Below are 25834 nucleotides of genomic sequence, written 5' to 3'. Positions count from 1 at the left end.
GTCCGCTCTGGCCTTTTTTATTGAGCATCGCGATGTTCGACATTGCCCCGACCCTCGGCTGCAACGGCCGTGCCCTCGTGCTCGACCGCCCGCGCGTGATGGGCATCGTCAACGTCACCCCGGATTCGTTCTCCGACGGCGGCGCGCATGACAGCGTCGACGCAGCGGTCGCGCATGGCCTGCGGCTGGTGGAGGAGGGCGCCGACATCCTCGATATCGGCGGCGAGTCGACCCGCCCCGGGGCTAATGACGTCAGCGGCGAGGAGGAACTGCGCCGGGTAATTCCCGTCATCAAGCGGCTGGCACTGGAGACCACGCTGCCGATCAGCATCGACACGTCCAAGCCCGGGGTCATGCGTGCCGCAGTGGCGGCCGGTGCCGGCATGGTCAACGACGTCTGTGCGCTGCGCAACGACGGCGCGCTCGCCGCGGCTGCGGAACTCGGCGTGCCGGTGGTGCTGATGCACATGCAGGGCGAACCGCGCAGCATGCAGGCCAACCCGCAGTACGACGATGTCGTGTCCGAAGTGTTCCGGTTCCTCGCCGAGCGCATCTTCGCCGCCGAGATGGCGGGTATCGCGAAGAAACGCATCGTGGTCGACCCCGGCTTCGGCTTCGGAAAGAACCTGCAACACAACCTGGCGCTGCTGGCACAACTGCAGCGATTCGACGAACTCGGCGTGCCGCTTCTGGCGGGCATGTCGCGCAAGAGGATGATCGGCGAACTGACCGCGCACGACGACCCGCGCCAGCGCATCCACGGTTCGGTCGCCGCGCACCTGATCGCGGCCCAGCGCGGAGCCAGGCTGTTGCGGGTGCACGATGTCGCAGCGATGGTGGACGCGCTGAAGGTCTGGGATGCGGTGGCAGCGCAGCCGATGCCGAAGGCGAACGCGAACGCATCGGCGCCGACGATCCGCTGGCCCGATGAAGATTGAATCGGGCGTGTTCCGTACGATGGCGAATATTTCACCACGACAAACGGACCTCCCGCCGCCACGGGCTCTGCGGCAGTTGTCCACAGGCTGTTCCGACCCGTTGTCCACAGCGACTGTGAACAACCCGGGCTGAACCATCCGGGCAGGTGCGCTAGGCTGGAGTATTCGCGGTCGCTCCGGCGACCTGATACGCAATGACGGGGGAGCTGCCTGCCTATGACCGCCAACACGCCACTACTCATCACGTTCGGGATCTACCTGGCCGTGGTTGTACTGATCGGATTCGTCGCCTGGCGTTCTACCAAGACGTTCGACGACTACATCCTCGGCGGCCGCTCGCTCGGTCCCTGGGTGGTGGCGCTCGCCGCCGGCGCCTCGGACATGAGCGGCTGGCTGCTGATGGGCCTGCCGGGCGCGATGTACGTGGGTGGTCTTTCGGAAAGCTGGATTGGCATCGGCTTGATCCTCGGCGCGTTCGCCAACTGGAAGTGGGTCGCCGGGCCGCTACGCGTCTACACCGAGCGTGCCGGCGACGCGCTGACCATCCCCGACTACTTCACCAACCGCTTCGCCGACCACGACCGATTGCTGCGGGTGCTGTCGGCGGTGGTGATCCTGGTGTTCTTCGCCGTGTATTGCGCCTCCGGCGTGGTGGCCGGTGCGCGCCTGTTCGAGAGCGTGTTCGGGCTGTCGTACACCGAAGCGTTGTGGTGGGGCGCGGGCGCGACGATCCTCTACACCCTGGTTGGCGGCTTCCTTGCGGTCAGCTGGACCGACACCCTGCAGGCCGGTTTGATGTTCTTCGCGCTGCTGCTGGCGCCGAGCATCATCCTGATGAACAACGGCGGCTTCGAAGCGACGGTCGACGTGGTCCGCGAGTTCGACGCCACCCGGCTCGACTGGCTCGGTGGCGGCACGCTCGGCTTCGTCGGCGTGCTCTCGGCGCTGGCCTGGGGCCTGGGCTACTTCGGCCAGCCGCACATCCTTGCGCGCTTCATGGCCGCCGACAGCATCAAGACCATTCCGCCGGCACGCCGGATCGGCATGACTTGGATGATCCTGTGCCTGGCCGGTTCGCTCGGCGTCGGCTTCTTCGGCATCGCCTATTTCGCCAACAACCCGGCTGCGGCCGGCCCCGTGAACGACAACGCCGAGCGCGTATTCATCGAGCTCGCCACGTTGCTGTTCAACCCGTGGGTGGCCGGCGTACTGCTGTCGGCGATCCTCGCCGCGGTGATGAGCACGCTGTCATGCCAGTTGCTGGTCTGCTCCAGCGTCATGACCGAGGACTTCTACCGCGGCTTCCTGCGTCCCGCGGCAAGCCAGCGCGAACTGGTCTGGGCTGGCCGGATCTCGGTGGCGCTGATCGCGTTGCTGGCGCTTTGGCTCGCGCGCGATCCTGACAGCCGCGTGTTGGGGCTGGTCAGTTACGCGTGGGCCGGCTTCGGCGCCGCGTTCGGTCCGGTGGTGATCCTGTCGCTGTTCTGGCAGCGCATGACCCGAAATGGTGCGCTGGCCGGCATCGTGCTTGGCGCGGCGACCGTGATCGCTTGGAAGCTGGTCGCGGTCGACCAGTTCGGCTCGGCGCTGTACGAGATGGTGCCGGGCTTCATCGTCGCGACCCTCGGCATCATCATCGTCAGCCGTCTGGACCGCGAGCCGCCGCAGGAGATCCAGGCGCTGCACCAGCAGGTGCGCCAGAGCCTGCGCGAAACCGGTTACTGATCGGCGGCAACAACGCCCCCAACCGGCGCCACGAAGCGCCCGCGGACCCTGCCAATGAACGACACGCGTCCGCGGGCGGTTGCACTGATGGGGCCGACGGCCTCGGGCAAGACGGCGCTTGCGCTGGAATGGGCGGAACGCCTGGGCGGCGAGATCGTCAGCGTCGATTCGGCGCTGGTCTATCGCGGACTCGACATCGGCGCGGCCAAGCCCGATGCAGCGGAACTGGCCCGGGTGCCGCACCATCTCGTCGACATCCGTGATCCGTGGCAGCCGTATTCGGCGGCGGAGTTCGCGATCGATGCGCGACGTGCGATGGAGGACATCGCCGCGCGCGGCCGACTGCCGATCCTCGCCGGCGGCACCGGCCTGTATTTCCACGCGTTGTTGCGGGGGCTCTCGGCGATGCCCAGTGCCGACGCCGCTACCCGCGCGCAGATCGCCGCCGAGGCCGATGCGCGTGGCTGGGGTGCGCTGCACGCCGAACTGGTCGCGATGGACCCGGAGTCGGGAGCCCGAATCCATGCCACCGATGCCCAGCGGATCCAGCGGGCGTTGGAGGTGTATCGCCTCTCGGGCCGTACCATCAGTGCATGGCGCCGCGATCCGGTGCCGCCGCGGCTGCCGTTCAAGGTGCTCAAGCTGGTGCTTGCGCCCCCCGACCGCGCGTTGCTGCATGAGCGCATTGCCCGGCGTTTCGATCTGATGCTGGAGGCGGGCTTCCTCGACGAGGTCCGCCGGCTGCGCGCATTGCCCGAGCTGAAGGACCATCCGGCGCCGCTGGAACTGCCGGCACTGCGCGCCGTCGGCTATCGTCAGGCATGGGAGCATCTCGATGGCGCTCTCTCGGCCGGTGATTTCCGTGAGCGCGCCATCTTCGCCACCCGCCAGCTGGCGAAGCGCCAGTTCACCTGGTTGCGCGGCGAGCTGGACGCACGCTGGTTCGACCCCCCGACCGAACGCGATGGCCTGGAGCACGCGCTGGCGATGTTCCTGCCGTAAACCGGGGGGCGGCACCTGAAAAAGCGTGGCGCATCAGGATTTGTCCATACGGTCACAACTCCACCGGTGGAGTTGCAGCCGCCCACGCGCGTATCACCGCCTGTTCCGAGTTGCGCTACCATCGGCCATCGCCGCTGTGGGGACAGCTCCCGGCGATGCGCCACCCAGCGGCAACGGGTGTCGCCCATAACTAGAAACCACTGTTGGGGGAAATTTCGATGTCCAAGGGACAATCTTTGCAGGACCCTTTCCTGAACGCACTGCGCCGTGAACGCGTCCCGGTCTCGGTGTACCTCGTCAATGGCATCAAGCTGCAGGGCACGATCGAGTCGTTCGACCAGTTCGTCGTGCTGCTGCGCAACACCGTCAGCCAGATGGTCTACAAGCACGCGATCTCCACCGTGGTGCCCGCGCGCAACGTCCGCGTCGGCCCGGGCGGCGGCTACGTCCAGCCGGGCGACGGCGGCGGAAACGGCAATGGCGACGACCACCAGGCCAGCGGGTCCGGCGACGACGATTGAGCCGCGCCATTGATTTGTGGCTGCCCCGCAACCATCTGGTGAAGATGCCGAACCGGCGCCCAGAGACCATCCTCCTTGTTTGAACGTTCCCGCAAGGGTGAACACGCACTGCTGATCCAGCCCCATGCCGGCGGTCCGCCGGACGAAGGCCTGCTGGAGGAATTCGCCGACCTCGCCCGCACCGCCGGCGCGAGCGTCGCCGCCGTGGTGCCGGCGCGGATCGACCGGCCCAACGCCGCGACCCTGATCGGCAGCGGCAAGCTGGAGGAGGTCAAGGCCGCGGCCGATGCCAGCGGCGCCGACCTGATCCTGGTCAACCATCCGCTGAGCCCCAGCCAGGAGCGCAACCTCGAGCGCGCGCTGCAACGTCGCGTGGTCGACCGCACCGGCCTGATCCTCGACATCTTCGCGATGCGCGCCCACAGCCACGAAGGCAAGCTGCAGGTCGAGCTCGCCCAGCTGCGCCACATGGCGACCCGCCTGATCCGCGGCTGGACCCACCTGGAGCGCCAGCGCGGCGGTTCGATCGGCCTGCGCGGTCCGGGTGAAACCCAGCTTGAGACCGACCGCCGGCTGCTGCAGAAACGGCTGGAGCAATTGCAGGTGCGGCTCGACAAGGTCCAGGTGCAGCGCACCCAGCAACGGCGCGCGCGCGTCCGCAGTGAGCTGCCGCGGGTCGCGCTGGTCGGCTACACCAACGCCGGCAAGTCGACCCTGTTCAATGCCCTGACCGGTGCCGGCGCCTACGTCGCCGACCAGTTGTTCGCGACCCTCGACCCGACCGTGCGCCGCATCGAGTTGCCCGGTGGAGGGGTGGTATTGGCCGATACCGTCGGTTTCGTCCGCGACCTGCCGCACGAACTGGTCGCCGCCTTCCGCTCGACCCTGAGCGAAGCGCGCGAAGCCGACCTGCTACTGCACGTGGTCGATGCCGCCGACCCGCTGCGCGACGAGCGCATCCGCCAGGTCGACGAAGTGCTGGCGGACATCGGCGCTGGCGACCTGCCGCAGGTGCTGGTATTCAACAAGATCGACCGGCTCACCGACGAGGGCGATGGAGAGGATGCCGACGCGCATCCCCCAATCCCGGCGCCGCGCATCGACCGTCCCGCCGAAGGCCATCCCCGGGTCTGGCTGTCGGCCCGCGAAGGCCTCGGCCTCGACCTGCTGCGCGGCGCGATCGGCGAAGCCCTGCAACTGCGCCAGGTGACCGGCGACATCGAGCTGCCGGCCCGCGCCGGCCGCCTGCGCGCGCGACTCCACGAGCTGGGCGCGGTGCGCGACGAACGGCACGGCGAACACGGCTGGCAACTGAGCCTCGACATGGCCGAGGTCGATGCCCTGCGCCTGTACGCGCAACCCGATGGCGAGGCGTTGCGGCCGCTGCTGGACGGTGCGTCGCTGGACCGCGCCATGGACGACCGGCCCGACTACGGCGTCGACCTTGGTTGAGGCGAACCGCACCCCCACCTAGAATCATCGGTCGCCCGCGCAATTGCGGGGGCGGCGCCGCAGCCCGGCTCGACCGGGCCTCGGCACCCACCTTCTGAGGAGCAGGCATGGCCTGGAACACCCCTGGCAGCGACAACCCCGGCAATTCCGGTGGCCGTCCGCCCCGCAAGCGCGGTACCGGCAACCCGGTGGATGCGATCCTGGACCAGCTGCGCGGCCTGTTCGGCCAGGGCGCTGGCGGCGATGGTCCCAGCCACATCGGCCGCTGGGTGCTGCTGGCGGTCGGCCTGTGGCTGGTGTTCAACTGCTTCGTGCTGGTGACCGAGCAGCAGCGTGGCGTGGTGCTGCGTTTCGGCGAGACCGCACGCGTCCTGCAACCCGGTCCGCACCTCAAGCTGCCATGGCCTGTTGAGTCGGTGCTCAAGGTCAACGCCACCGCGATCAAGACCTTCAGCACCAGCGTGCCGGTGCTGACCCGCGACGAGAACATCGTGCAGGTCGACATCAACGTGCAGTACCGCGTCAGCGACCCGCAGCAATACCTGTTCGGTACCCGCGATGCCGACGCCATGCTGCAGCAGGCCGCGTTGAGCACCGTCCGCGAGCAGGTCGGCCGCTCCACCCTCGATACCGTGCTGGGAGCCCGTGGCGCGCTGGCGGTGTCGGCGCGCGACCAGTTGCAGGCGTCGCTGGAGGCCTATCGCACCGGCCTGGTGGTGACCGAGATGAACCTGCCCAACGCGCGCCCGCCGGAGGAGGTCAAGCCGGCGTTCGACGACGTCAACAGCGCCCAGCAGGATCAGGACCGGTTGATCAGCGAGGCCCAGGCCTACGCCGCCCAGGTGGTGCCCGAGGCGCGAGGCCAGGCGGCCCGCGTGCGGACCACCGCCGAGGGTTACCAGGCCGCCGTGGTGGCGAAGGCGCAAGGTGACGCCGACCGCTTCTCGATGCTGGTCGAGGAATACAAGGACGCGCCGGCGGTGACCCGCAAGCGCCTGTGGCTCGAGACCGTCGAGGAGGTCCTGGCCGGCAACCGCAAGATCGTCGGCGGCGACTCGCGCCAGCTCATCTACGTGCCGATGGAAGGGCAGGGTGGCTCGTCGTCCGGACAGGCCCCGCTGCTGACCCCCGAGGTGCTCGCGCCGGAGGTCACTGCCAACCCGTCGACCACCAGCGATTCCGCAAATACCCGGAGCGGCCGCACGCCGCGGACCGGCCGTGAGGAGGTGATCCGATGAAATACTCCGCATGGCTTGTACTCGCGCTCGCCGTGGTGCTGGCGCTCATGGGCTCGACCTATGTCGTCCGCGAAGGCCAGATCGCGATGGTGCTCAACCTGGGCCGGGTCGACCGCACCGGGATCGGCCCGGGCCTCCACCTCAAGTGGCCGCTGGTCGAGCGGGCGATGGTGTTCGACCGCCGCCTGCAGGTGCTCGACGCCGAGCCGGAGCGCTACCTGACCTCCGAGCGCAAGGACGTCAGCGTCGACTTCTTCGCCGTCGGCATGATCGAGGACGTGCGCGCGTTCTACCGCGCCACCGGCGGTGACGAGAGCATCGCCGTCGATCGCCTCGCGCCGATCATCAAGGACTCGCTGCGCAATGAGATCAACGCCCGGACGTTGACCGAGATCGTCTCCGGCGACCGCTCGGAGATCATCGGCCCGCAGCTGGAAGCCATCAACAAGGGTGCCGGTACCGTCGGCGTGGCGATCGTCGACCTGCGGATCAAGCAGATCGACCTGCCGACCGACAGCCAGGTGATCACCGACGTGTTCCGCCGCATGCGCGCCCAGCGCCACGAGGTCGCCAGCCGCCTGCGCGCGGAAGGTGCCGAACAGGCCCAGACCGTCCGCGCCCAGGCCGACAAGCAGCGCGCGGTGATCCTGGCCGAGGCCGAGCGCGACGCCCAGCGCCTGCGCGGCGAGGGCGACGCCCGGGCGACGGCGCTGTATGCCGCCGCGGCGCAGAAGGACGCCGGGTTCTATGCCTTCCAGCGCAGCCTGGAGGCCTATCGCAAGTCGTTCGAGGACGGCAACGGCGTGATCGTGCTGGACCGCGACGACGCCTTCCTGCAGTACCTGGGCGACGACCAGTAGCGTCTCGCCACCCCGTGGCAGCCCGCCTTCACGGCGGGCTGGCCCCGGCGGCCGGAAACCCGGATAATGCACAAAAGCCGGCTGGGGGCATTCCCCGCCCGGCTTTTTCTGTGCGCGGAACCTTCCGCCCGGCCCGGCCCCCGCCGGTCCCCTCAATGCTTCAGGAGCATGCGTAATGGGTCAGTCAGTCGTCGTTCTCGGTGCCCAGTGGGGCGATGAAGGCAAGGGCAAGATCGTCGACCTGCTGACGCAGGACATCGGCGCGGTCGTGCGCTTCCAGGGTGGCCACAACGCCGGCCACACGCTGGTGATCAACGGCAAGAAGACCGTATTGCACCTGATCCCTTCGGGCATCTTGCGCGACGGTGCGCTGTGCCTGATCGGCAACGGCGTGGTGCTGCACCCCGGCGCGCTGCAGAAGGAGATCGCCGAGCTGGAGGCCGAGGGCGTCGAGGTGCGCAGCCGCCTGAAGATCAGCCCGGCCACGCCGCTGATCATGCCGTACCACATCGCCCTCGATCAGGCCCGCGAGAAGGCCGCCGGCGGCAAGGCGATCGGCACCACCGGCCGCGGTATCGGCCCGGCCTACGAGGACAAGGTCGCCCGCCGCGGCATCCGCGTCGCCGACCTGCATTACCCCGAGCAACTGGCCGAGAAGCTGCGTGCCGCGCTCGATTACCACAACTTCGTGCTCACCCAGTACCTCAAGGTCGAGCCGGTCGACTTCCAGCAGACCCTCGACGAGGCGCTGGCGTTCGGCGAGTACGTCGAGCCGATGAAGTCCGACGTCGCCGGCATCCTGCACGACCTGCGCAAGCAGGGCGCGCGCGTGCTGTACGAAGGCGCTCAGGGCTCGCTGCTCGACATCGACCACGGCACCTACCCGTACGTCACCAGCTCCAACACCACCGTCGGCGGCGCGCTGGCCGGCACCGGCGTCGGCGCGGACTCGATCGACTACGTGCTTGGCATCGCCAAGGCCTACGCCACCCGCGTCGGCGGCGGCCCGTTCCCGACCGAGCTGCATGACGACGTCGGCCAGGGCATCCGCGACCGCGGCCAGGAATACGGCGCCACCACCGGCCGCCCGCGCCGTTGCGGCTGGATCGACATCGTCGCGCTCAAGCGCGCGGTCGCGATCAACGGCATTAGCGGCCTGTGCATCACCAAGCTCGACATCCTCGACGGCATGCCGACCCTGAAGCTGTGCATCGGCTACCAGTACCGCGGCAAGCAGACCGAGTACGCCCCACTCGACGCCCAGGGCTGGGACGAGTGCGAGCCGGTGTACCTGGAGTTCCCGGGCTGGGAGGAGAGCACCCACGGGATCACCGAATGGGACAGGCTGCCGCCCGCCGCGCGTGCCTACCTGCGCGCGCTGGAAGAACTCTCGGGCTGCCCGTTGGCGATGGTTTCGACCGGTCCCGACCGCGACGCCAACATCGTGCTGCAGGACCCCTGGGCCTGACCTGACCGGGAATCCACGCCATCAAGAAAACCCCGCCCAGGCGGGGTTTTTTTGTGCCTCCCGGCTCCGCGACTGAACTGTTAAGTCGTAGCGCGCCCGTTTGGGCTGGACGCCCTGCGCCCCTTACTTCGAGGCGCAAGGGCGGGGTAAGGTGGCGGTCCATCCGGGATCGATGCCTTGAGTCCATCCACTCTCCAGTCGTGCAGTCATGACACGCCACCGCCGGTCGACGACGCCGACTTCCGCCTGCTGGTGGAATCGGTGTCCGACTACGCGATCTTCCTGCTCGATCCCCACGGTCGGATCCGCTCGTGGAACGCCGGCGCACAGAAACTCAAGGGCTACCGTCCCGAAGAAATCATCGGCCGCAGCTTCGAGACCTTCTATCCGCAGGAGATGATCGACATCGGCTTCCCCGCACGCGAACTGAGCGAAGCGGTGCGGCTGGGACGATTGGAGGACGAGGGCTGGCGCATCCGCAAGGACGGCAGCCGGTTCTGGGCCAGCGTGGTGATCACCGCGCTGTTCGACGGGGACGGCCGGCACCACGGCTTCGCCAAGGTCACCCGCGACCTCACCGACCGGCGGGGACACGAAGAAAGACTGCGCCGTAGCGAAGAGCGCTTCCGCCTGCTGGTGGATGGCGTGCGCGACTACGCCATCTTCATGCTCGACCCCGATGGCCGCATCGCCAGCTGGAACCTCGGCGCCGAAATCAACAAGGGTTACACCGCCGAGGAGATCATCGGCGAACATTTTTCCGTGTTCTACCCGCAGGAAAAAATCAGCGAAGGTTGGCCCGAACAGGAACTGGAATACGCCCTGCGCGACGGCCGCTTCGAGGATGAGGGCTGGCGCATCCGCAAGGACGGCAGCCGGTTCTGGGCGAGCGTGGTCATCACCGCCTTGTATGACGAGCACGGCCGCCACTATGGCTTCGCCAAGGTCACCCGCGACCTCACCGAGCGCCGCCGCGTCGACACCCTGGAGAGCCAGGAGCGCTACCTCTACCAGTTCCTCGCGTTGCTTGGCCACGAGCTGCGCAACCCGCTCGCGCCGATCGCCAATGCGGTGTCGATCCTGCGGCTGGAGGCGTCCCTTTCCGAGCCGCTGCGCCAGACCCGGGACGTCCTCGAGCGCCAGGTCGCACATCTGACACGGCTGGTCGACGACCTGCTCGATGTCGGCCGCATCGTCAGCGGCAAGGTCTACCTCGAACGCCAGCCTGTCGACCTGCAACACGTGGTGGCCGAAAGCGTGGAAGCGCTGTCCCCGACCCTGCAGGCGCGCCACCATGAGCTCGTGGTGGACGTGCCACCGGAGCCGCTGGAGGTCATGGGCGACCGCGTGCGCCTGGTGCAGGTGCTCAACAACCTGCTGCACAACGCCGCCAAGTTCACCCCCGACGGCGGCCGGGTGTGCGTGACGCTGGCGCGCCGCGGCGACCACGCCGAACTGAGCGTCGCCGACAATGGCCCCGGCATCGCGCCCGGGGAGCTGAACTACGTCTTCAAGCTGTTCGCCCAGAGCGAGAACAGCTCCGGTGGACACCACGGCGGCCTCGGCATCGGCCTGAGCATGGTCCACCAGATGGTCAAGCGCCACGACGGCGAAGTCAGTGCCTTCAGCACCGGCGAACCCGGCAAGGGCGTCGAGTTCGTTGTGCAGCTCCCGCTGCTGGAGCGCGACGCCTAGCTCAGAACCAATGCTTCAGTCGCCCGATGACCAGGGCGATGATCCCCAGCAACGACATCGCCCCCGCGGCGACCATGAAGCCGGTGGTCCGGGTGTCGAAGAACGCCGCATCGAAGTTCATCCCCAGCACGCCGGCCAGCACCGCGAGCAGGCCCAGCACCACGGTCGCGAATGTCAGGACCGCCATCGACTTGTTGGTCTGCAGCGCGGTCTGGCTGCTGAACAGCTCGAAGCTGCCCACCACCAGTTCGCGTGCGTTCTCGACCACGTCCATCGCGCGTTCGAAGTGGATGTCCAGCTTCTCGAAATGGCGGTCGGCGTCCTCGCCCTCGGTGGGCCGGAAATCCGGGCGCGACATGCCGTCGAACACCACCCGATGCGGCGCCAGCATGCGCCGCAACCGCGACGCGCCCTTGCGCAGCTGGCGCAGCTGCGGGAGGCAGTCGAGCCGCCGGTCCGACAGGATCCCGACTTCCAGGCGCTCGATGTCCAGCTCGAAATCCGCCACCGCATCGAAGTAGGTCGACAGCTGCCAGTCCAGCAGCGCCGCGGTGAAGCTTTCGGCCGACATCGCACCGACGTGAGAGTCCACGTCCTCGCGGTTGCGCTGTTCGTCCAGGTACTCCACCGGCTCGTCGTGGATGGTGAGGACGAAGCGCTTGCCCGCAATGATCGCCAGGACCAGCCCCTTCGGGCGTACCCGCATGTCCTTGCGGGTCACGGCATCATCGTCCGGCGGGTTGCCGGCAAGCGCCGCGACCCGGACCCAGAACACCTCGCCGTTCTTGCCCAGCGCCGGCCGGGTCGCATCCTTCTCGATCGCCTTGCGCGATCGCTCCGGCAATTCGAACGCCTGCCAGATCTTGTCCAGCATGTCGGCACCGGGTGCCCGCAGGTCCACCCACAGCAATTGGGAGTCGGCCAGCTGCAGCCCGGCGAGGTCGTCCAGTTCCAGTCGCCGGTCGTCGCCGTCGGCATCGAACAGGATGGCGTAATGCCCGGTCGCTTCTTGCTCGGGGTTCGGCATGTCGGGACCGGGCGGCCGTGTGCGGCTAACCGAGCATTACCGCGCTCGTGGACGCGCCGGGCAGGGTGGCCACCCCGTCGGCGGAGGCGGTGTCGCGATGCATGTTGCGCATCCGGTGCCACGCCGCCGCCGCGGCCGAGCTGGCCTCGTCCCAGTCGAGCCGGCTGCCGCCACGGGTGCGCCGGTAGGTCTCGCCGAGTCCGTCGCGCATTTCCTCGAACGACCGCCCGTGGTCGTCGAGGTACGCATGGATGCCGACTTTCAACGCCGCCTCGTACTCCTCGTAGCCGCGGTTGGGACTGAAGGCGGGATGCTCCCGATAGGCGTAGCGCCAATACGCCAACTCCTTGTCGAGATCGACGAAGTTCTGTTGAACCGCGTCCTGCACCGAGTCGATGTCACTTGCGAACAGCATGGTTGTAGCCCTCCCGGAATCCGGAAATCACGAAAGCTGCTGCGCGCGCGCCTGCTCCGCGCGTGACGCGCCAATCGCGGTTTCCACCTGCTTGATTTCCTCCGGCGGCGGCAGCACCGCCGGCATCCCCAGCGACTGGATCCACAGCTCCCGGCACCAGCCCTTGGTGTGGTACAGATGATGGTCCTCGTCCTGCTCGACCGCGTCGTAGGCCTGCTGCAGCGCATCGGTTTCCTTGCCCTTGCCGTGCTCGGCCAGGTGACCGATCAGTTCCCAGTTGCTGTGGTCCTTGGTCTCCGCCAGCAGCACGCATTCGCACGCCACCAGCTCGGCCGCGGCCGGCTCGCCCTCGGTCAGCGCCATCTCCATCGCCTTGACCAGCGACGCACCGATGTGACCGGCCACCTTGCGTCCCGGCGTCATCGTGTCGGGTGACAAGCCAAGGGACTCGACCAGGTTGGTCATCACCTGCACGTGGGTACGGGTCTGGTCCAGGTATTCCGAAAACTCCTTGTACAGGTCCCCGTTGACGGTGCACTTCAGCGCGGTCTCGTAGATCTTGACGCCGCCCAGCTCGGTTTCCAGCGACTGGTACAACAGCTCCTCGAGCTGGGCACGGTCGTATCCGGTTTTTTTCATGCGGGGAACTCCGACGGGGGAACTCCGAGGGTGGACCCGCACCGATAAAAGCAAGGTGAAACAACCCACTTACGCGCGATTGCGAGGCTTAACGCTTCATCCTCGGCGCTCGCAGTTCCGGCGATGGCGCGACGCGCTGCAACGGCGATACGTTTTCCCGCACCGCAGTGGTTCAATGCCGCAGGCACGACGCTTTTTTCGCCGACGCCGGACCTCATCATCGTCACCAGCGGGACTTTTTAGGGCTACCTCGCGACTCCGTGCCCTGCGCACGACGCTTTTTTCGCCACCGCCGACGCGCCAGACATCACCGCCCAAACAAAAAGCCGCATCGCTGCGGCTTTTTGTTTCACCCGATGCAGGAGCGACGCAAGTCGCGACCCGGGGAATCCCCGCCGTCAGGCGGCCTCCCCCTCCGGAATACCATCCACTTCCACCACCCGGGGCGCCTTGCTGAAGCGACTCCCCAGATCCCTGCGCAACCCCTCCAAACCCTGGTTGCGACCCGCCACCTTCAACAACGCATACCCGTCCAGCGCACAGCGCATGATGTCGCTGCCCAGCGCCGTATCCGTGTCATTCGCCCGCTCGGTCAGCCGCTGCAGGCGCATCAGGCGCGGGCGCAGCTGGTCCAGCGCGGCGAGGTCGGCATGCGCCTCGGCCAGCGTCAGGCTGGGCGGCACCACCTGCGGGTTCTGCGCCAGCACCTCCAGCGTCTGCCGGCAGAACGCCTCCGACTTGTCGCCCATGCGCAGCACGCTGCGGCGCTGGTCCGCGTTGAGGGCGGTGAGCCCCGACAGGCGGGCCTCGATGTCCACCAGCGACTGGTCGATGGCCAGCCATTCGGACTCGGGCAGGTTCAAGGTGGCGAGGTTCTGTGCCATGGGCAACTCCTTTGCATGTGCGGGACGGCCGGCAGGACGGAATGCCTGTCTGGAAGCCAGCCCCGGGGGCTCCGCCGCGATCCATGGGGCGTGTGCTGCGTGGCCGAGCATGGCGGCGACGGGAGCGGGGTGGAGTTTGCGGGAGGGGGCGGGGTGGAGGATGTAGGAAAATGCCTACTTGGTGGGTCGGGGTTCTGCCCGTCGCGGCTACAAGGCGTAGCAGGCATGATGTATTCAGAAGAATCGCTTCGGGGGGAAGCATGCCCACACACAGTTCAGCCGGCCGGACCCAGCCGGGCATCAAGAAGAGCGCATGAATCAATCTGCCCTTTCCTCATTCATTTGGTCCGTTGCGGACCTTTTGCGCGGCAACTACAAGCCGCACGAATACGGCCGCTTCATCCTGCCTTTCACCGTCCTGCGCCGGCTCGACTGCGTGCTCGCGCCTACCAAGGACAAGGTGCTCGCCGAGTTCAAGAAAAAGACCGAGGCCGGGATCAACCCCGACCCGTTCCTCCGCCGCCTCGTCGGCGAGGCGCGCTTCTACAACACCTCGCCAATGGACCTGCCCAAGCTCCTCGGCGACCAGGACCACATCCGCCAGAACCTCTACGCCTACGTGCAGGGCTTCTCCCCGGAGGCGCGCGACATCTTCGAGCGCTTCGACTTCTACACGCAGGTCGAGCGGCTGGCCAAGGACAAGCTGCTGTACCTGATCACCGAGAAGTTCGCCAACATCGACCTGCACCCGGACCGCGTGGACAACGCGCAGATGGGCCACGTGTTCGAGGAGCTGATCCGCAAGTTCGCGGAGCTGTCCAACGAAACCGCCGGTGAGCACTTCACCCCGCGCGAAGTCATTCGGCTGATGGTCAACCTGATCTTCATCGAGGACGACGACGTGCTGACCCCCGGCAATGCCGTGGTGCGCACCATCTACGACCCCACCGCCGGCACCGGCGGCATGCTGTCGGTCGTGGCCGAGCACCTCATGGATCACAACCCCGCCGCACGCCTGACCCTGTACGGGCAGGAGCTCAACGACGAGTCCTACGCCATCTGTAAGGCCGACATGCTGATCCGCGGGCAAGACGTGGACAACATCGTGCCAGGCAACACCCTGAGCGAAGACGGCTTCACCCACCGCAAGTTCGACTACATGCTGTCCAACCCACCTTTCGGCGTGGAGTGGAAGAAGGTGCAGAAGGCCGTGCGCGACGAGCACGAGCAGAAGGGCTTCGACGGCCGCTTCGGCCCCGGCCTGCCGCGCGTGTCCGACGGCTCTATGCTATTCCTGCTTCACTTGGTGTCGAAGATGGCGCCGATGGTCAACGGCGAGGGCGGCAGTCGCTTCGGTATCGTGCTCAACGGCTCGCCGCTGTTCACCGGCGGCGCCGGCAGCGGCGAGAGCGAGATCCGTCGCTACTTGCTGGAGAACGACCTGGTCGAGGCCCTCATCGGCCTGCCGACCGACATGTTCTACAACACCGGCATCGCCACCTACGTCTGGATTGTCAGCAATAAGAAGCCCGATGACCGCCGCGGGCACGTGCAACTAATCGACGCCAGCGGCTTCTGGCGGAAGATGCGCAAGAGCCTGGGCAGCAAGCGCAAGGAGATGGGCGAGGACGATATCGCCACCGTCACCCGGCTATTCGGCAACTTCACCGAGGCCGAGCGCGTCACTGTGCTGGATGCCGAGGGCCGCGAGCTGGAGCAGCGCATCGTCACCGGCACCGACACCCCGCCGGTGGCGCCCGAGGGCGGAAAGCTCAAGCGCGTGCCGATCTCCCGCATCTTCGACAACGACGCCTTCGGCTACACCACCATCACCGTCGAACGCCCGCTGCGCGACGAGGCCGGCAACGTCGTCAAGTTCGAGAAGGGCAAGCAGAAGGGCCGGTCGCAGCCCGACAGCAGCCTGCGCGATACCGAGAACGTGCCGCTGGGCGAGGACATCAAGGCGTACTTCGAGCGCGAGGTGCTGCCGCACGCGCCGGATGCGTGGATCGACGAGAGCAAAACCAAAGTCGGCTACGAGATTCCGTTCAACCGCCACTTCTACGTGTTTGAACCGCCACGTCCACTGGAGGAAATCGACGCCGAGCTGAAGCAGGTGGCGGGGAACATCATGCGGATGCTGGGGGAACTGGCGGAATGAGTCTGCCGAGGTATCCGGAGTACAAAGACAGCGGGGTGGATTGGCTAGGAAACGTTCCGGCCCATTGGGATGTCGCACCACTAAAGCGAGGCTTTGACGTGCGGCTGGGGAAAATGCTTCAGCCCGCTCGTTCAGGGGGCGACGACCTCTTGGCGCCTTACCTTCGCGCAGCCAACATCCAGTGGGAAGGCGTAGACCTCACCGACGTAAAGAAGATGTGGTTCTCGCCTCGGGAGTCTGTAGAACTCACCCTAGAAGAGGGGGACCTCCTAGTAAGCGAAGGGGGCGACGTGGGGCGGTCGGCACTGTGGCGCCGTGAGTTGGAACGTTGCTTTATTCAGAACTCCGTCAACCGTGTTCGTTCACGCGGAAGGAATTCGACGGCATACCTCTACTACTGGATCGCTACGATCAAGGCGAAGGGATACGTAGATGTTCTATGCAATAAGTCGACCATCGCGCACTTCACAGCAGAGAAGGTGGAAGCGGTTCCCACGCCGTTCCCGCTAGTTGACGAGCAGCCGCAGATTGCGAGCTTCCTCGACCGTGAAACCGCCAAGATCGACGCGCTGATCGCAGAGCAAGAAAAGCTGCTGGTGCTGCTGGCCAAAAAGCGCCAGGCCACCATCTCCCACGCCGTCACCCGCGGCCTCGATTCCAACGCGCCGATGAAGGACTCCGGCATCGCGTGGCTGGGTGCGATTCCGGCGCATTGGCAGATCGCAAACATCAAACGTCTATGTGAATTGATCACGGACGGCGCTCACATATCTCCGGAAACCGAGGATGGCGCCTTTTGCTTCGTTTCCACAAAGGACGTTAGGCGAGATGGAATTGATTTCGAAGGCTGTCTGTTGACTTCGGCGGCAAGCTACGAATATCTCGTCAGAACGGGTTGTCAGCCGCTGGTCGGTGATGTTCTCTTCAGCAAGGACGGAACTGTAGGGCGCACCACTGTTGTGCGGGATAAGAAGGAATTCGTTGTTGCCTCTTCTCTCATCATCATCCGTCCGATGGGAGGGCGTTTGGACCCCAATTTTCTTGACTATCTGTGTCAGTCGCGGCTTGTGAAAAATCAGGTCGAAGGCTTTGTAAAAGGTGCAGGTCTTCCGAGGCTGTCGATCCAGAACCTCCTCAAAGTCGTCGGAGTTTTCCCCCCTCTCAGTGAGCAGCGCCGCATTTCCGGTTTTCTTGCCGGATGCCTTGAGCGGAGTGACAGGTTGGAAAATGAGGTGTTGCATGCTGTGTCGACGCTCAAGGAGCGGCGGAGCGCCCTGATCGCCGCGGCCGTCACCGGCCAGATCGACGTGCGTGGACTCGCCGAGGCACAAGCCGCATGACCCGGCGCGGAGACGGTAAAAGCGGAGCTGTTGTCGGGTTCGTGGCCAACCTGATGCCGCTGTACACCCATGAAGACCGCGATGGCGTGTGGTGCGCGCGTTCGCTGCAGGACGGCACACTGATCCTGCCGGTGGACGAATCGGAGTGGGACGAGGAGCGCGGCATCGTCAGGGTGTGGTGGCAGGGCGATCCCGAGCGCGTAATGCTGACCGACGGCGACCAGCTCACCACGCTGGCCCTTGAGCGCTACGTTCGTCTGCACGGCGTCGGTGCGACCGAGGAAGCCATCGCCGCTGAGTTGTGGTTCATGGCCCAGCACTTCCACTTCAAGACTGGATGCCACGTGTACCTGCCGGAGTTGCCGGAGCCACCGAGCGCATTGATGAAGCTGGCGAGAACCGCATTGCGATTCGGGGGCGGTGCAATGGTGGCCGTGTTCAAAGGGGTAATGCCGTGAGTGACATCCAATTGTTCCGTCTCGCAGGCGGCCACGCCGTCGAACTTCCGGGCCGCGCCGCCGCCGTGGAAAAGCAACTGCAAACCCTGATCGAGGCGCAGATGCCTGCCTTCCTAGGCGTGCGCTTTCTCGCCAGCGAGTACGCCACCGGCAAGACCCACAAGGGCCGCATCGACTCGCTGGGACTGGACGAGAACGGCTGCCCGGTCATCGTTGAGTACAAGCGCCACAGCAACGAGAACGTAATCAACCAGGGCCTGTTTTATCTGGACTGGCTGCTCGACCACCAAGCCGAGTTCCGCTGGCTGGTGATGGAGCGTCTGGGCAAGGATGTGGCCGACGCCATCGACTGGGCCGGCACGCGCCTGCTGTGCATCGCCGCCGACTTCACCCGCTACGACCAGCACGCGGTGCAGCAGATCCCGCGCAACGTCGAGCTGATCCGCTACAAGCTGTTCGGTGACGATCTGCTGCTGTTGGAGCTGGTCAACTCGGTCAGCGTGGTCGATGCGACCGCGGGCAAGGCCGATGCCTCGACGTCTGCCACCGGCAAGCCCCGGGCCGGCGGCAAGGACAAGACCGCGGAAGAGCAACTGGCGCAGGCGCAACCGGCTATCCGCGAGTTGTACGACTCGCTGGCCGGCTACCTCAACGCGCTGGGCGACGATGTGCAGGAAAAGCACCTCAAGCTCTATACCGCCTTCCGCCGGCTGAAGAACTTCGCCTGCGTGATCCCGTACCGCGACAAGCTGCTGGTGATGTTGAAGCTCGATCCCGATACGGTGGCACTGGATGAGGGCTTCAGTCGTGATACCCGGAACATAGGTACTTGGGGTACCGGCGACCTTGAACTGACGCTGCGTACGTTGGCAGACCTCGACAAGGCCAAGCCATTGATCGACCGCAGCTATCAGGAAAGCTGAGCCGGCGGACAGGAAGGGGGGAAGAATGGACCTGAATCAGGAACTTTCGGCCAACGGCTGGCTTTCCGCCGGAGGCGATGCCGCGCACTGCGACCGCGAGCACGGTTTGTCCCAGTGCCAGCTCGGTGGGAGCAGCGCCAGCGTGTCAGAAACATGAAGCACACGGGCCGCATGGCATTGGCGCAGCTGGTGGCGGAAGAGTTCGGCGTCCCGCTGGAGAGCATCATGCTGCTTCGACACTCCGCTGAGAGCGTCAAGAAGCTGCTGGCTGCTGGCGGCACCGTGGAGGACTACACGTACACACAGCCGACGGAATCGGCGTATGACTACCTCCATCCCCACAAGACGCCCGTCGAGCTGTTGGTGGTGATCGTGCGGGATCAGGTCTACGGCGTGTTCCGGGTTCTGGGCGTCGAACGCGAAGGCACGACGTATTCCCTTACGTCTGAGGCGCATCAGCGGTTTGACATGGCGCGAGGTAAGCCTCCGCGACCCGCGAAGCGCTTCTCGATGCAGCCGATGCACACCGCCTACGCCGATCTGCCGGTGCACGGATGGGAGGGCCGGAGCAGGACCGCCGTCCAAAGATCCGATGGGTCTTTCTTCCTGGAGATTGCGGTGGCGCCGCGGGTTGATCCAGAGGATGCAAGCACTCTTCAGCAGCAGCTCAACCAGCGACTGCAGGCGGCCTTGTCCGATACGCCCACGCGGCGCAGAGAGCGCCTTGCGCTTGCACCGAAGCTCCCTCGCATCGTGACCGTCACAACGGCTGCTTTCGTCAGAAACGCAGATGTGATCGCGGAAGTGCTGTTCCGCGCCGCCGGAAAATGCGAGAGCTGTCGGTCGCCTGCACCGTTTTTCCGCAGGAAGGACCAAAGTCCATATCTTGAGGTCCACCACAAGGTACGGCTCGCGGATGGGGGCGAAGACACCGTCGCCAATGCCATCGCGCTGTGCCCGAATTGTCACCGCCGCGAGCATTACGCCTAGCATTCAATTTGCTGCTGCGGAAAAGCGGCAGTCGGGGGAAGGATGAACCTGCACCTGGAGCACCACTTCGAGCGCGAAATCTGCGCGCACCTTGCGGCCAACGGTTGGCTCCACGCCGAAGGTGATGCCGCCCATTACGACCGCCAGCACGGGTTGTTCCTGCCCGACCTGCTCGCATGGATCGAAGCGACCCAGCCCGACAGCTGGCAGCGGCTGCTGAAGACCCACGGCCCGCAGCTGGGTGAGCGGCTGGCCGAGCGCGTCCGCAAGAACCTCGACGAGCGCGGCACGCTGGACGTGCTGCGCCGTGGCGTGGAGATGCTGGGGCTCAAGCAGCCGCTGTCGCTAGTGCAGTTCAAGCCAGCGCTGGCGATGAACCCGATGACCCAGCAGCACTACGCGGCCAATCGGCTGCGGGTGGTGCGGCAGGTCAAGCACTCGCCCAATCGGCCCAACGACTGCCTGGACCTGGTGCTGTTCGTAAACGGCATCGCGGTGGCGACGGCGGAGTTGAAGTCGGAATTCACCCAGAGCGTGGGCGACGCGGTGGACCAGTACCGCTTGGACCGGCACCCGCACCCCAAGGGCGGGTTGCATGAGCCGCTGCTGGCGTTCCCCGGCGGCGCGCTGGTGCACTTCGCGGTCAGCCAGGCCGAGGTGATGATGACCACGCGGCTGGCGGGGGAGGCCACGCGCTTCCTGCCCTTCAACCGGGGCAATGCGGGGGGAGCCGGCAATGCGTCGGACCCGGCGGGCTTCGCTACCCGCTACCTGTGGGAAGACGTCTGGGCACGCGACAGTTGGCTGGAGATCCTCGGTCGCTACCTGATTGGTAAGCGCGACGAGAAGAAGCAGCTGCAGACAGTGATCTTCCCGCGCTACCACCAGCTGGACGCTACCCGGAAGCTGGTCGCCGACGTGCACGAGCAGGGCGCTGGGCAGCGCTACCTGATCCAGCACTCGGCCGGGTCAGGCAAGACCAATTCGATTGCATGGACTGCGCACTTTCTCGCCGACCTGCACCGCGACAACAAGAAGGTGTTCGACAGCGTGCTGGTGGTGTCCGACCGCAACGTGCTGGACAGCCAGCTGCAGGAGGCGATCTTCGACTTCGAGCGCACCACCGGGGTGGTGGCCACCATCACCAGCGACAGCGGCAGCAAGAGCGCGCAACTTGGGCAGGCGCTGAAGGACGGCAAGAAGATCATCGTCTGCACCATCCAGACCTTCCCATTCGCGCTGCAGGCGGTGCAGGAGCTGGCCGCGACCGAGGGCAAGCGCTTCGCGGTGATCGCCGACGAGGCGCACAGTTCGCAGACCGGGCAGGCGGCGGCCAAGCTCAAGCAGTTGTTGAGCCCGCAGGAATGGGCCGAGCTGCAGGACGGCGGCGAGATCGACACCGAGGCTTTGCTGGCGGCGCAGATGGGCGCGCGCAGCGCCGAGTCCGGGCTGACCTATATCGCCTTTACCGCCACGCCCAAGGGCAAGACGCTGGAGTTGTTCGGCCGGCCCGGCCCGGACGGGCTGCCGCAGCCGTTCCATGTGTATTCGATGCGGCAGGCGATCGAGGAGGAGTTCATCCTCGACGTGCTGCGCAACTACACGCCGTACGACCTCGCGTTCCGCCTTGCGCACGACGGCAAGGAGATCGACCACACCCAGGTCGAGCGCAGCACCGCGATGAAGGGAATCATGCAGTGGGTCCGTCTGCATCCGTACAACATCGCCGCCAAGGTGCAGATCGTGGTGGAGCACTACCGCGAGAACGTGCAGCCGCTGCTGAGCGGCAAGGCCAAGGCGATGGTGGTGGTGTCGTCCCGACAGGAGGCGGTGCGCTGGCAGAAGGCCATCCGCGAGTACATCCAGCGCCGCGATTACCCGCTGGGCGTGCTGGTGGCGTTCTCCGGCGAGGTGAATGACCCGGAGACCTACCCCGAACCGGTCACCGAGACCAGCAAGTTGCTCAACCCGGGCCTGAAGAACCGCGACATCCGCGAGGCCTTCGCCCAGCCGGAGTTCCACCTGCTGCTGGTCGCCAACAAGTTCCAGACCGGATTCGACCAGCCGCTGCTGTGCGGCATGTACGTGGACAAGAAGCTTGGCGGCATCCAGGCGGTGCAGACGCTGTCCCGCCTCAACCGCGCATACCCCGGCAAGAAGACAACTTACGTGCTGGACTTCGTCAACGAAGCCGGCGACGTGCTGAAGGCGTTCAAGACGTACTACGAAACCGCCGAGCTGGAGGCGACGACCGACCCGAACCTGATCTTTGACCTGCGGGCCAAGCTGGATGCCGCCGGGCATTACGACAATTTCGAGGTGGAGCGCCTGGCCATCGTGGAGATGGACCCGCGTGCCACGCAGGCGCAACTGGTCGCCGCCATCCATCCCGTCGCCGACCGCCTGTTGAAGCGCTACAAAGCGCTTCAACAGGCCCGCGCGGCGGCGATTGAAGCCGACGATGGCGACGCGGAAAAGAACGCCAAGGACGAACTGGATGCCCTGATCCTGTTCAAGGGCGACATGGCGTCGTTCAACAGGCTGTATGCCTTTCTTTCGCAGATGTTCGACTACGGCAACACCGACATCGAGAAGCGGTTCCTGTTCTACACACACCTGTTGCCCCTGCTGGAGTTCGGTCGCGAACGCGACACCGTCGATTTATCAAAGGTGGTGCTGACCCATCACACCCTGCGCAGCGGTGGCAAGCAACCGCTCAACCTCAACGCGGACGGCACCTACAAGCTGCCTCCGCTGGATGCGGTGGGCAGCGGTCGGGTGCAGGACAAGCAGCAGGCGTACCTCGCCGAGATCATCGAGAAGGTCAATGGACTGTTCGAGGGACAGCTCACTGATGATGACCAATTGGTTTACGTCAACGGCGTGCTCAAGGGGAAGCTATTGGAGAACGAAACGCTAGTGCAGCAAGCGGCGGACAACAGCAAGGAGCAATTCGCCAATTCACCGGATCTGAAAGATGCATTGATGCACGCGATCATGGATGCGTTCGAAGCGCACACCAAGATGAGCAGTCAAGCACTTGGGTCGGAACGCATTCGAGACGGCTTGAAAGACATTTTGCTTGGCCCTGCGCAGCTGTATGAGGCGCTCCGGTCCAAGAGCGGGGAAATGCGGCCTTCTGGCTAAGGGGCGATTACAACTCCGTGTACTTCGTAATCCGCCCCTTCGCCCGCTCTACCGGATACTTCCTCCCGTTAGCCTCCATCTTCCGCCACGCGGCATCCACCGGGTCGATGCCCAGCTTGTCGGCCAGCTGCAGCACGTAGATCAGCACGTCGGCCAGTTCCTCGGCGACCTGTTCGCGCTTGTCGCCGGGCAGGTCGCGGCTCTGGGCTTCGGTCAGCCACTGGAAGTGTTCCAGCAACTCGGCCGATTCCACCGACAGCGCGGCGGCCAGGTTCTTCGGGGAGTGGAACTGCCCCCATTCGCGCTCGCGGGCGAATTCGCGCAGGGCGGCTTGCAGCGCTTCGATGTCCTGGCTCATGCGCGGTGTCCGGGCGGTGTCCGGGCTATCCTAAACCCATGACGATTCCCTTCTCCCTCCAACGCCTCGACCACGTCGTCCTGCGCGTCCGCGACGTGGCGGCGATGCAGGCGTTCTATTGCGATGTCCTCGGCTGCACGGTCGAGAAGCGGCAGGAGGCGATTGGCCTGCTGCAACTGCGTGCGGGGGACTCGTTGATCGACCTGGTCGATGTCGACGGCAAGCTCGGGCGCATGGGAGGCACCGCACCGGGGGCGCAAGGCCACAACATGGACCACCTGTGCCTGCAGGTGCTGCCGTTCGACCGCGAGGCCATCGCCGCCCACCTGCAGGCGCATGGCGTGCAGGTGGGCGAGTTCGGTTCGCGCTACGGCGCGATGGGCGAGGGGCCGTCGCAGTACCTGTCCGACCCGGAGGGCAACGTGGTGGAGCTCAAGGGGCCGCCGGCCGGCTGAAGCCCGGCAAGGAGTTACAGTGCAAGTGTCACAAATGTGCTACATTCGCCGTGACAAATTCGCGCTGGAGCGCGCCATGAGCACTACCACCATTCGCCTGCCCGACGAGCTCAAGGTCCGCATTGCCGAGGCGGCGAAACGTGCCGGCACGACCTCGCACAATTTCATCCTGGAAGCGATCGCCGAGAAAGCCGAGCTGGCCGAGCGCTACGCCGACTTCGATGCGGTGGCGGAACAGCGTTACGCCCGCATCGTCGAATCCGGGAAGACCATCCCCTGGGGCGAGATGCGCGGCTACCTTGAAGCCCGCGTCGCCGGCAAGGCAGCCCGGGCGCCGGTTGCTCGTAGCCTGGCGAAGTAACGTTGGCGCGCATCGAGCTGGCCCCCGAAGTCGGCGATGACCTGGGTCGGATTCTTGAACACCTGACCCAGCATGAGGCGGAGCATGTTGCCGCCCGCTTGCGCGAGATCATCGATGCCGTCGGGGTGCTTGAAACCAACCCGCTGATCGGCCGCCCGGCCCTCAACGACAAGCGTGAGCTGGTGATCGGCCGCGGTTCGCACGGTTACGTGGCGCTGTACCGCTACGTGCCCGCGCTCGATACGGTGTTCGTCTTGGCCGTACGCGGGCAGCGGGAGGCCGGCTTTTCGCCGTAGGTGAGCGGCAGGGCACTTGTTGCAAGCACTGGGCTGGCGAGGCTCAAGGGGCCGCCCGCGAATACAGGTCGATGATCTCCTCCACGGCGTCACTGCAGACATCGCAGTAGGCGTCGCTGCGGTCGAACATCAGGCATTGCATCTGCGGGCGGTAGTAACCGGTTGCGGCGTAGTTGGCGCCCTCGAAGGCGCCGACGACGTTCTTGTACGCCGCGTCCGAGAACAGCCGGTCGGTGTAGGCCAGCTCTTCGCGGAACAGCGCTTCCATCTCGGCCTCGGGCCGCTTGTCTGCGCGCAACTGGGCTCGAGTCTGCTGGAACTCGCGCTGGCGCGCTTCGTACTCGTTCTTCGGCCACGGCGTCGGCACCGGGGTTTCGGCGCGCACGCGGTGGCCCCACTTCAGCTGCGTCGGGTCGTGCAGGGCGGTGACGTTGGGCTCCCACGGTTCGACCTTGGCGTCGCTGGGCGCGTAGGCCACCGGCGAGGTGTAGTACTCGTCGGCAAGGCCGGCGAAGTGGTGGCTGAACTCGTGCACGAACAGGTAGTCCGCGAATGCGTTGTCGGCCGCGGCGGTGCTGAACTGGCCGAAGATGCCGCCGCCGCCGTAGGTCTGGTTGTTGACCAGGATCTCGATGAACTCGTTGGGCGCGTGCTGGGCGATCTCGCGCAGGGCGCGGTTGTCGAGCGCGAGCACGTAGCGCTCGCTGCCGAAGATGTCGTAGCGCGCGCCGAGCGCGGAGGGGTGGTGGTCGCCGGTCGACGGGCGCGAGATGCCGGACTGCGGCGTCGGTGCCATCAGCGCCCAGACGTTGAAGTCGGCGGCGCGCTGCTTGAACGGCGAGACGGTGAACAGATGGTCGCTCAGGCGGCGGGCGTCGGCGATGAATTTGTCGCGCTCGGCTTCGGTGTAGCCGTCGCCGAGGATCAACAGGTCGACCTTCTGCGCCGAGGGGCCGTTGTCGCGGATGGCGACGGGCTCGAGCGTGGAGGGCAGCGCCTTGCGTTGGATGTCGAGCGCGTCGGGATCGACGTCGATGCTCCAGACCGGCACGAAGGCGTTGGTGGCATCGCGTTCGTAAATGCGCACGGTGACGGGGGTGGCCGGCGCGGGGAAACGCAATGATTCCTGGAACCCGCGCGACATGCCGTCGGCTTCTTCGGTGGTGCGCCATTCGGCGAACACGGTGCTGAAGCCGCGCGAGTACAGCAGCTCGCCGCTCGCGGCATCGACCACTTCGAACTTGTTGTTGCCGCGGTTGCTGTCATCGATAGGCCGCGCCGGGTTGCCTGCCCACGGCAGCGGTTCGATCACGATGCGGTCGAGCGCGTAGTGCTGCTCGCCGACATCACCGGTGTGCAGGTAATCCAGCCGCATTGTCTGCGGCGTCGCGTCCGGCGAGGCGACGGCCATGCCGATGGACGCGAGCAGCAAGATGAGCGAGCCAACGGCGGTTCGGAACAGGCGGTGGGTCATTGGACTG

24 protein-coding genes are annotated in these 25834 nt (G+C 66.0%); 18 read left to right on the top strand and 6 right to left on the bottom strand.

Annotated features, from left to right (window positions below):
• Positions 1-32 precede the first annotated feature (32 nt).
• The 9 genes from folP (at position 33) to ACT9F5_RS04985 (ending at position 10899) form a co-directional block, all read left to right on the top strand.
• Positions 33-938, top strand: coding sequence for a dihydropteroate synthase (folP, locus tag ACT9F5_RS05025; RefSeq protein WP_445118810.1), 906 nt, complete (start codon positions 33-35; stop codon positions 936-938).
• Between the two features lie 216 nt (positions 939-1154).
• Complete coding sequence (putP, locus tag ACT9F5_RS05020; RefSeq protein ID WP_445118809.1) at positions 1155-2663, top strand: sodium/proline symporter PutP; 1509 nt, start codon at positions 1155-1157, stop codon at positions 2661-2663.
• A 48-nt stretch (positions 2664-2711) separates the two neighbouring features.
• Positions 2712-3665 carry a tRNA (adenosine(37)-N6)-dimethylallyltransferase MiaA gene (gene miaA / locus ACT9F5_RS05015; RefSeq protein WP_445119498.1) on the top strand — a complete coding sequence of 318 codons (954 nt, stop codon included), beginning with the start codon at positions 2712-2714 and terminating at the stop codon, positions 3663-3665.
• Between the two features lie 218 nt (positions 3666-3883).
• Positions 3884-4186, top strand: a complete 303-nt coding sequence (gene hfq / locus ACT9F5_RS05010; protein ID WP_445118808.1) for an RNA chaperone Hfq — start codon at positions 3884-3886, stop codon at positions 4184-4186.
• Between the two features lie 75 nt (positions 4187-4261).
• A complete protein-coding gene (gene hflX, locus ACT9F5_RS05005) occupies positions 4262-5638 on the top strand; it encodes a ribosome rescue GTPase HflX (RefSeq protein ID WP_445118807.1) in 1377 nt (458 codons plus the stop codon).
• Positions 5639-5745: 107 nt separating this feature from the next.
• Positions 5746-6876 (top strand): FtsH protease activity modulator HflK, encoded by a 1131-nt coding sequence (gene hflK / locus ACT9F5_RS05000; protein WP_445118806.1) that lies wholly within the window; start codon positions 5746-5748, stop codon positions 6874-6876.
• Positions 6873-7736: an SPFH domain-containing protein gene (gene hflC / locus ACT9F5_RS04995; protein ID WP_445118805.1), complete on the top strand. Its 864-nt coding sequence runs from the start codon at positions 6873-6875 to the stop codon at positions 7734-7736. Before hflK ends, hflC begins: the two co-directional genes overlap by 4 nt.
• Before the next feature lie 175 nt (positions 7737-7911).
• Positions 7912-9204, top strand: coding sequence for an adenylosuccinate synthase (locus ACT9F5_RS04990; RefSeq protein ID WP_445118804.1), 1293 nt, complete (start codon positions 7912-7914; stop codon positions 9202-9204).
• Positions 9205-9381: 177 nt separating this feature from the next.
• The gene (locus ACT9F5_RS04985; protein ID WP_445118803.1) at positions 9382-10899 is read left to right on the top strand and encodes a PAS domain S-box protein; all 1518 of its coding nucleotides are present in this window, start codon (positions 9382-9384) and stop codon (positions 10897-10899) included.
• Position 10900: 1 nt separating this feature from the next.
• On the opposite strand, the gene ACT9F5_RS04980 is transcribed toward ACT9F5_RS04985, so the two are convergent.
• From ACT9F5_RS04980 to ACT9F5_RS04965, 4 genes are all read right to left on the bottom strand, one after another.
• Positions 10901-11926 (bottom strand): CorA family divalent cation transporter, encoded by a 1026-nt coding sequence (locus tag ACT9F5_RS04980; RefSeq protein ID WP_445118802.1) that lies wholly within the window; start codon positions 11924-11926, stop codon positions 10901-10903.
• A 25-nt stretch (positions 11927-11951) separates the two neighbouring features.
• Entirely contained in the window at positions 11952-12341 is a 390-nt protein-coding gene (locus ACT9F5_RS04975; protein ID WP_445118801.1) for a hypothetical protein, read from the bottom strand.
• 27 nt (positions 12342-12368) lie between these two features.
• Complete coding sequence (locus ACT9F5_RS04970; RefSeq protein ID WP_445118800.1) at positions 12369-12980, bottom strand: hypothetical protein; 612 nt, start codon at positions 12978-12980, stop codon at positions 12369-12371.
• A gap of 398 nt (positions 12981-13378) precedes the next feature.
• Complete coding sequence (locus ACT9F5_RS04965; RefSeq protein ID WP_445118799.1) at positions 13379-13864, bottom strand: hypothetical protein; 486 nt, start codon at positions 13862-13864, stop codon at positions 13379-13381.
• Between the two features lie 313 nt (positions 13865-14177).
• On the opposite strand from ACT9F5_RS04965, the gene ACT9F5_RS04960 reads away from it, so the two are divergent.
• From ACT9F5_RS04960 to ACT9F5_RS04935, 6 genes are all read left to right on the top strand, one after another.
• A complete protein-coding gene (locus ACT9F5_RS04960; RefSeq protein WP_445118798.1) occupies positions 14178-16025 on the top strand; it encodes an N-6 DNA methylase in 1848 nt (615 codons plus the stop codon).
• Positions 16022-17365 carry a restriction endonuclease subunit S gene (locus tag ACT9F5_RS04955; RefSeq protein WP_445118797.1) on the top strand — a complete coding sequence of 448 codons (1344 nt, stop codon included), beginning with the start codon at positions 16022-16024 and terminating at the stop codon, positions 17363-17365. The genes ACT9F5_RS04960 and ACT9F5_RS04955 overlap by 4 nt, the downstream gene beginning before the upstream one ends.
• On the top strand, positions 17362-17823 hold the full coding sequence (locus ACT9F5_RS04950; protein WP_445118796.1) for a hypothetical protein: 462 nt from the start codon (positions 17362-17364) through the stop codon (positions 17821-17823). Before ACT9F5_RS04955 ends, ACT9F5_RS04950 begins: the two co-directional genes overlap by 4 nt.
• The gene (locus tag ACT9F5_RS04945) at positions 17820-18746 is read left to right on the top strand and encodes a DUF5655 domain-containing protein (protein ID WP_445118795.1); all 927 of its coding nucleotides are present in this window, start codon (positions 17820-17822) and stop codon (positions 18744-18746) included. Before ACT9F5_RS04950 ends, ACT9F5_RS04945 begins: the two co-directional genes overlap by 4 nt.
• A 153-nt stretch (positions 18747-18899) precedes the next feature.
• A complete protein-coding gene (locus ACT9F5_RS04940; protein ID WP_445118794.1) occupies positions 18900-19736 on the top strand; it encodes an HNH endonuclease in 837 nt (278 codons plus the stop codon).
• Between the two features lie 42 nt (positions 19737-19778).
• Positions 19779-22883, top strand: a complete 3105-nt coding sequence (locus ACT9F5_RS04935) for a DEAD/DEAH box helicase family protein (RefSeq protein WP_445118793.1) — start codon at positions 19779-19781, stop codon at positions 22881-22883.
• A 7-nt stretch (positions 22884-22890) separates the two neighbouring features.
• Here the strand turns inward: ACT9F5_RS04935 and ACT9F5_RS04930 are convergent, their stop codons facing one another.
• Positions 22891-23241, bottom strand: a complete 351-nt coding sequence (locus ACT9F5_RS04930) for a MazG-like family protein (protein ID WP_445118792.1) — start codon at positions 23239-23241, stop codon at positions 22891-22893.
• 38 nt (positions 23242-23279) lie between these two features.
• Between ACT9F5_RS04930 and ACT9F5_RS04925 the strand changes: the two genes are divergently transcribed.
• The 3 genes from ACT9F5_RS04925 to ACT9F5_RS04915 all read left to right on the top strand — a co-directional run bounded on the left by ACT9F5_RS04925 (position 23280) and on the right by ACT9F5_RS04915 (position 24353).
• Complete coding sequence (locus ACT9F5_RS04925) at positions 23280-23696, top strand: VOC family protein (RefSeq protein WP_445118791.1); 417 nt, start codon at positions 23280-23282, stop codon at positions 23694-23696.
• A gap of 76 nt (positions 23697-23772) precedes the next feature.
• The gene (locus ACT9F5_RS04920; protein ID WP_445118790.1) at positions 23773-24057 is read left to right on the top strand and encodes a ribbon-helix-helix protein, CopG family; all 285 of its coding nucleotides are present in this window, start codon (positions 23773-23775) and stop codon (positions 24055-24057) included.
• A 2-nt stretch (positions 24058-24059) separates the two neighbouring features.
• A complete protein-coding gene (locus tag ACT9F5_RS04915) occupies positions 24060-24353 on the top strand; it encodes a type II toxin-antitoxin system RelE/ParE family toxin (RefSeq protein WP_445118789.1) in 294 nt (97 codons plus the stop codon).
• A 43-nt stretch (positions 24354-24396) separates the two neighbouring features.
• On the opposite strand, the gene ACT9F5_RS04910 is transcribed toward ACT9F5_RS04915, so the two are convergent.
• A complete protein-coding gene (locus ACT9F5_RS04910; RefSeq protein WP_445118788.1) occupies positions 24397-25785 on the bottom strand; it encodes a M64 family metallopeptidase in 1389 nt (462 codons plus the stop codon).
• Positions 25786-25834: the final 49 nt, after the last annotated feature.

The organism is Lysobacter sp. F6437, assembly GCF_052547215.1.
The sequence above is the reverse complement of the archived record's forward strand: the minus strand, read 5'-3'. Positions and strand labels throughout refer to the sequence as shown.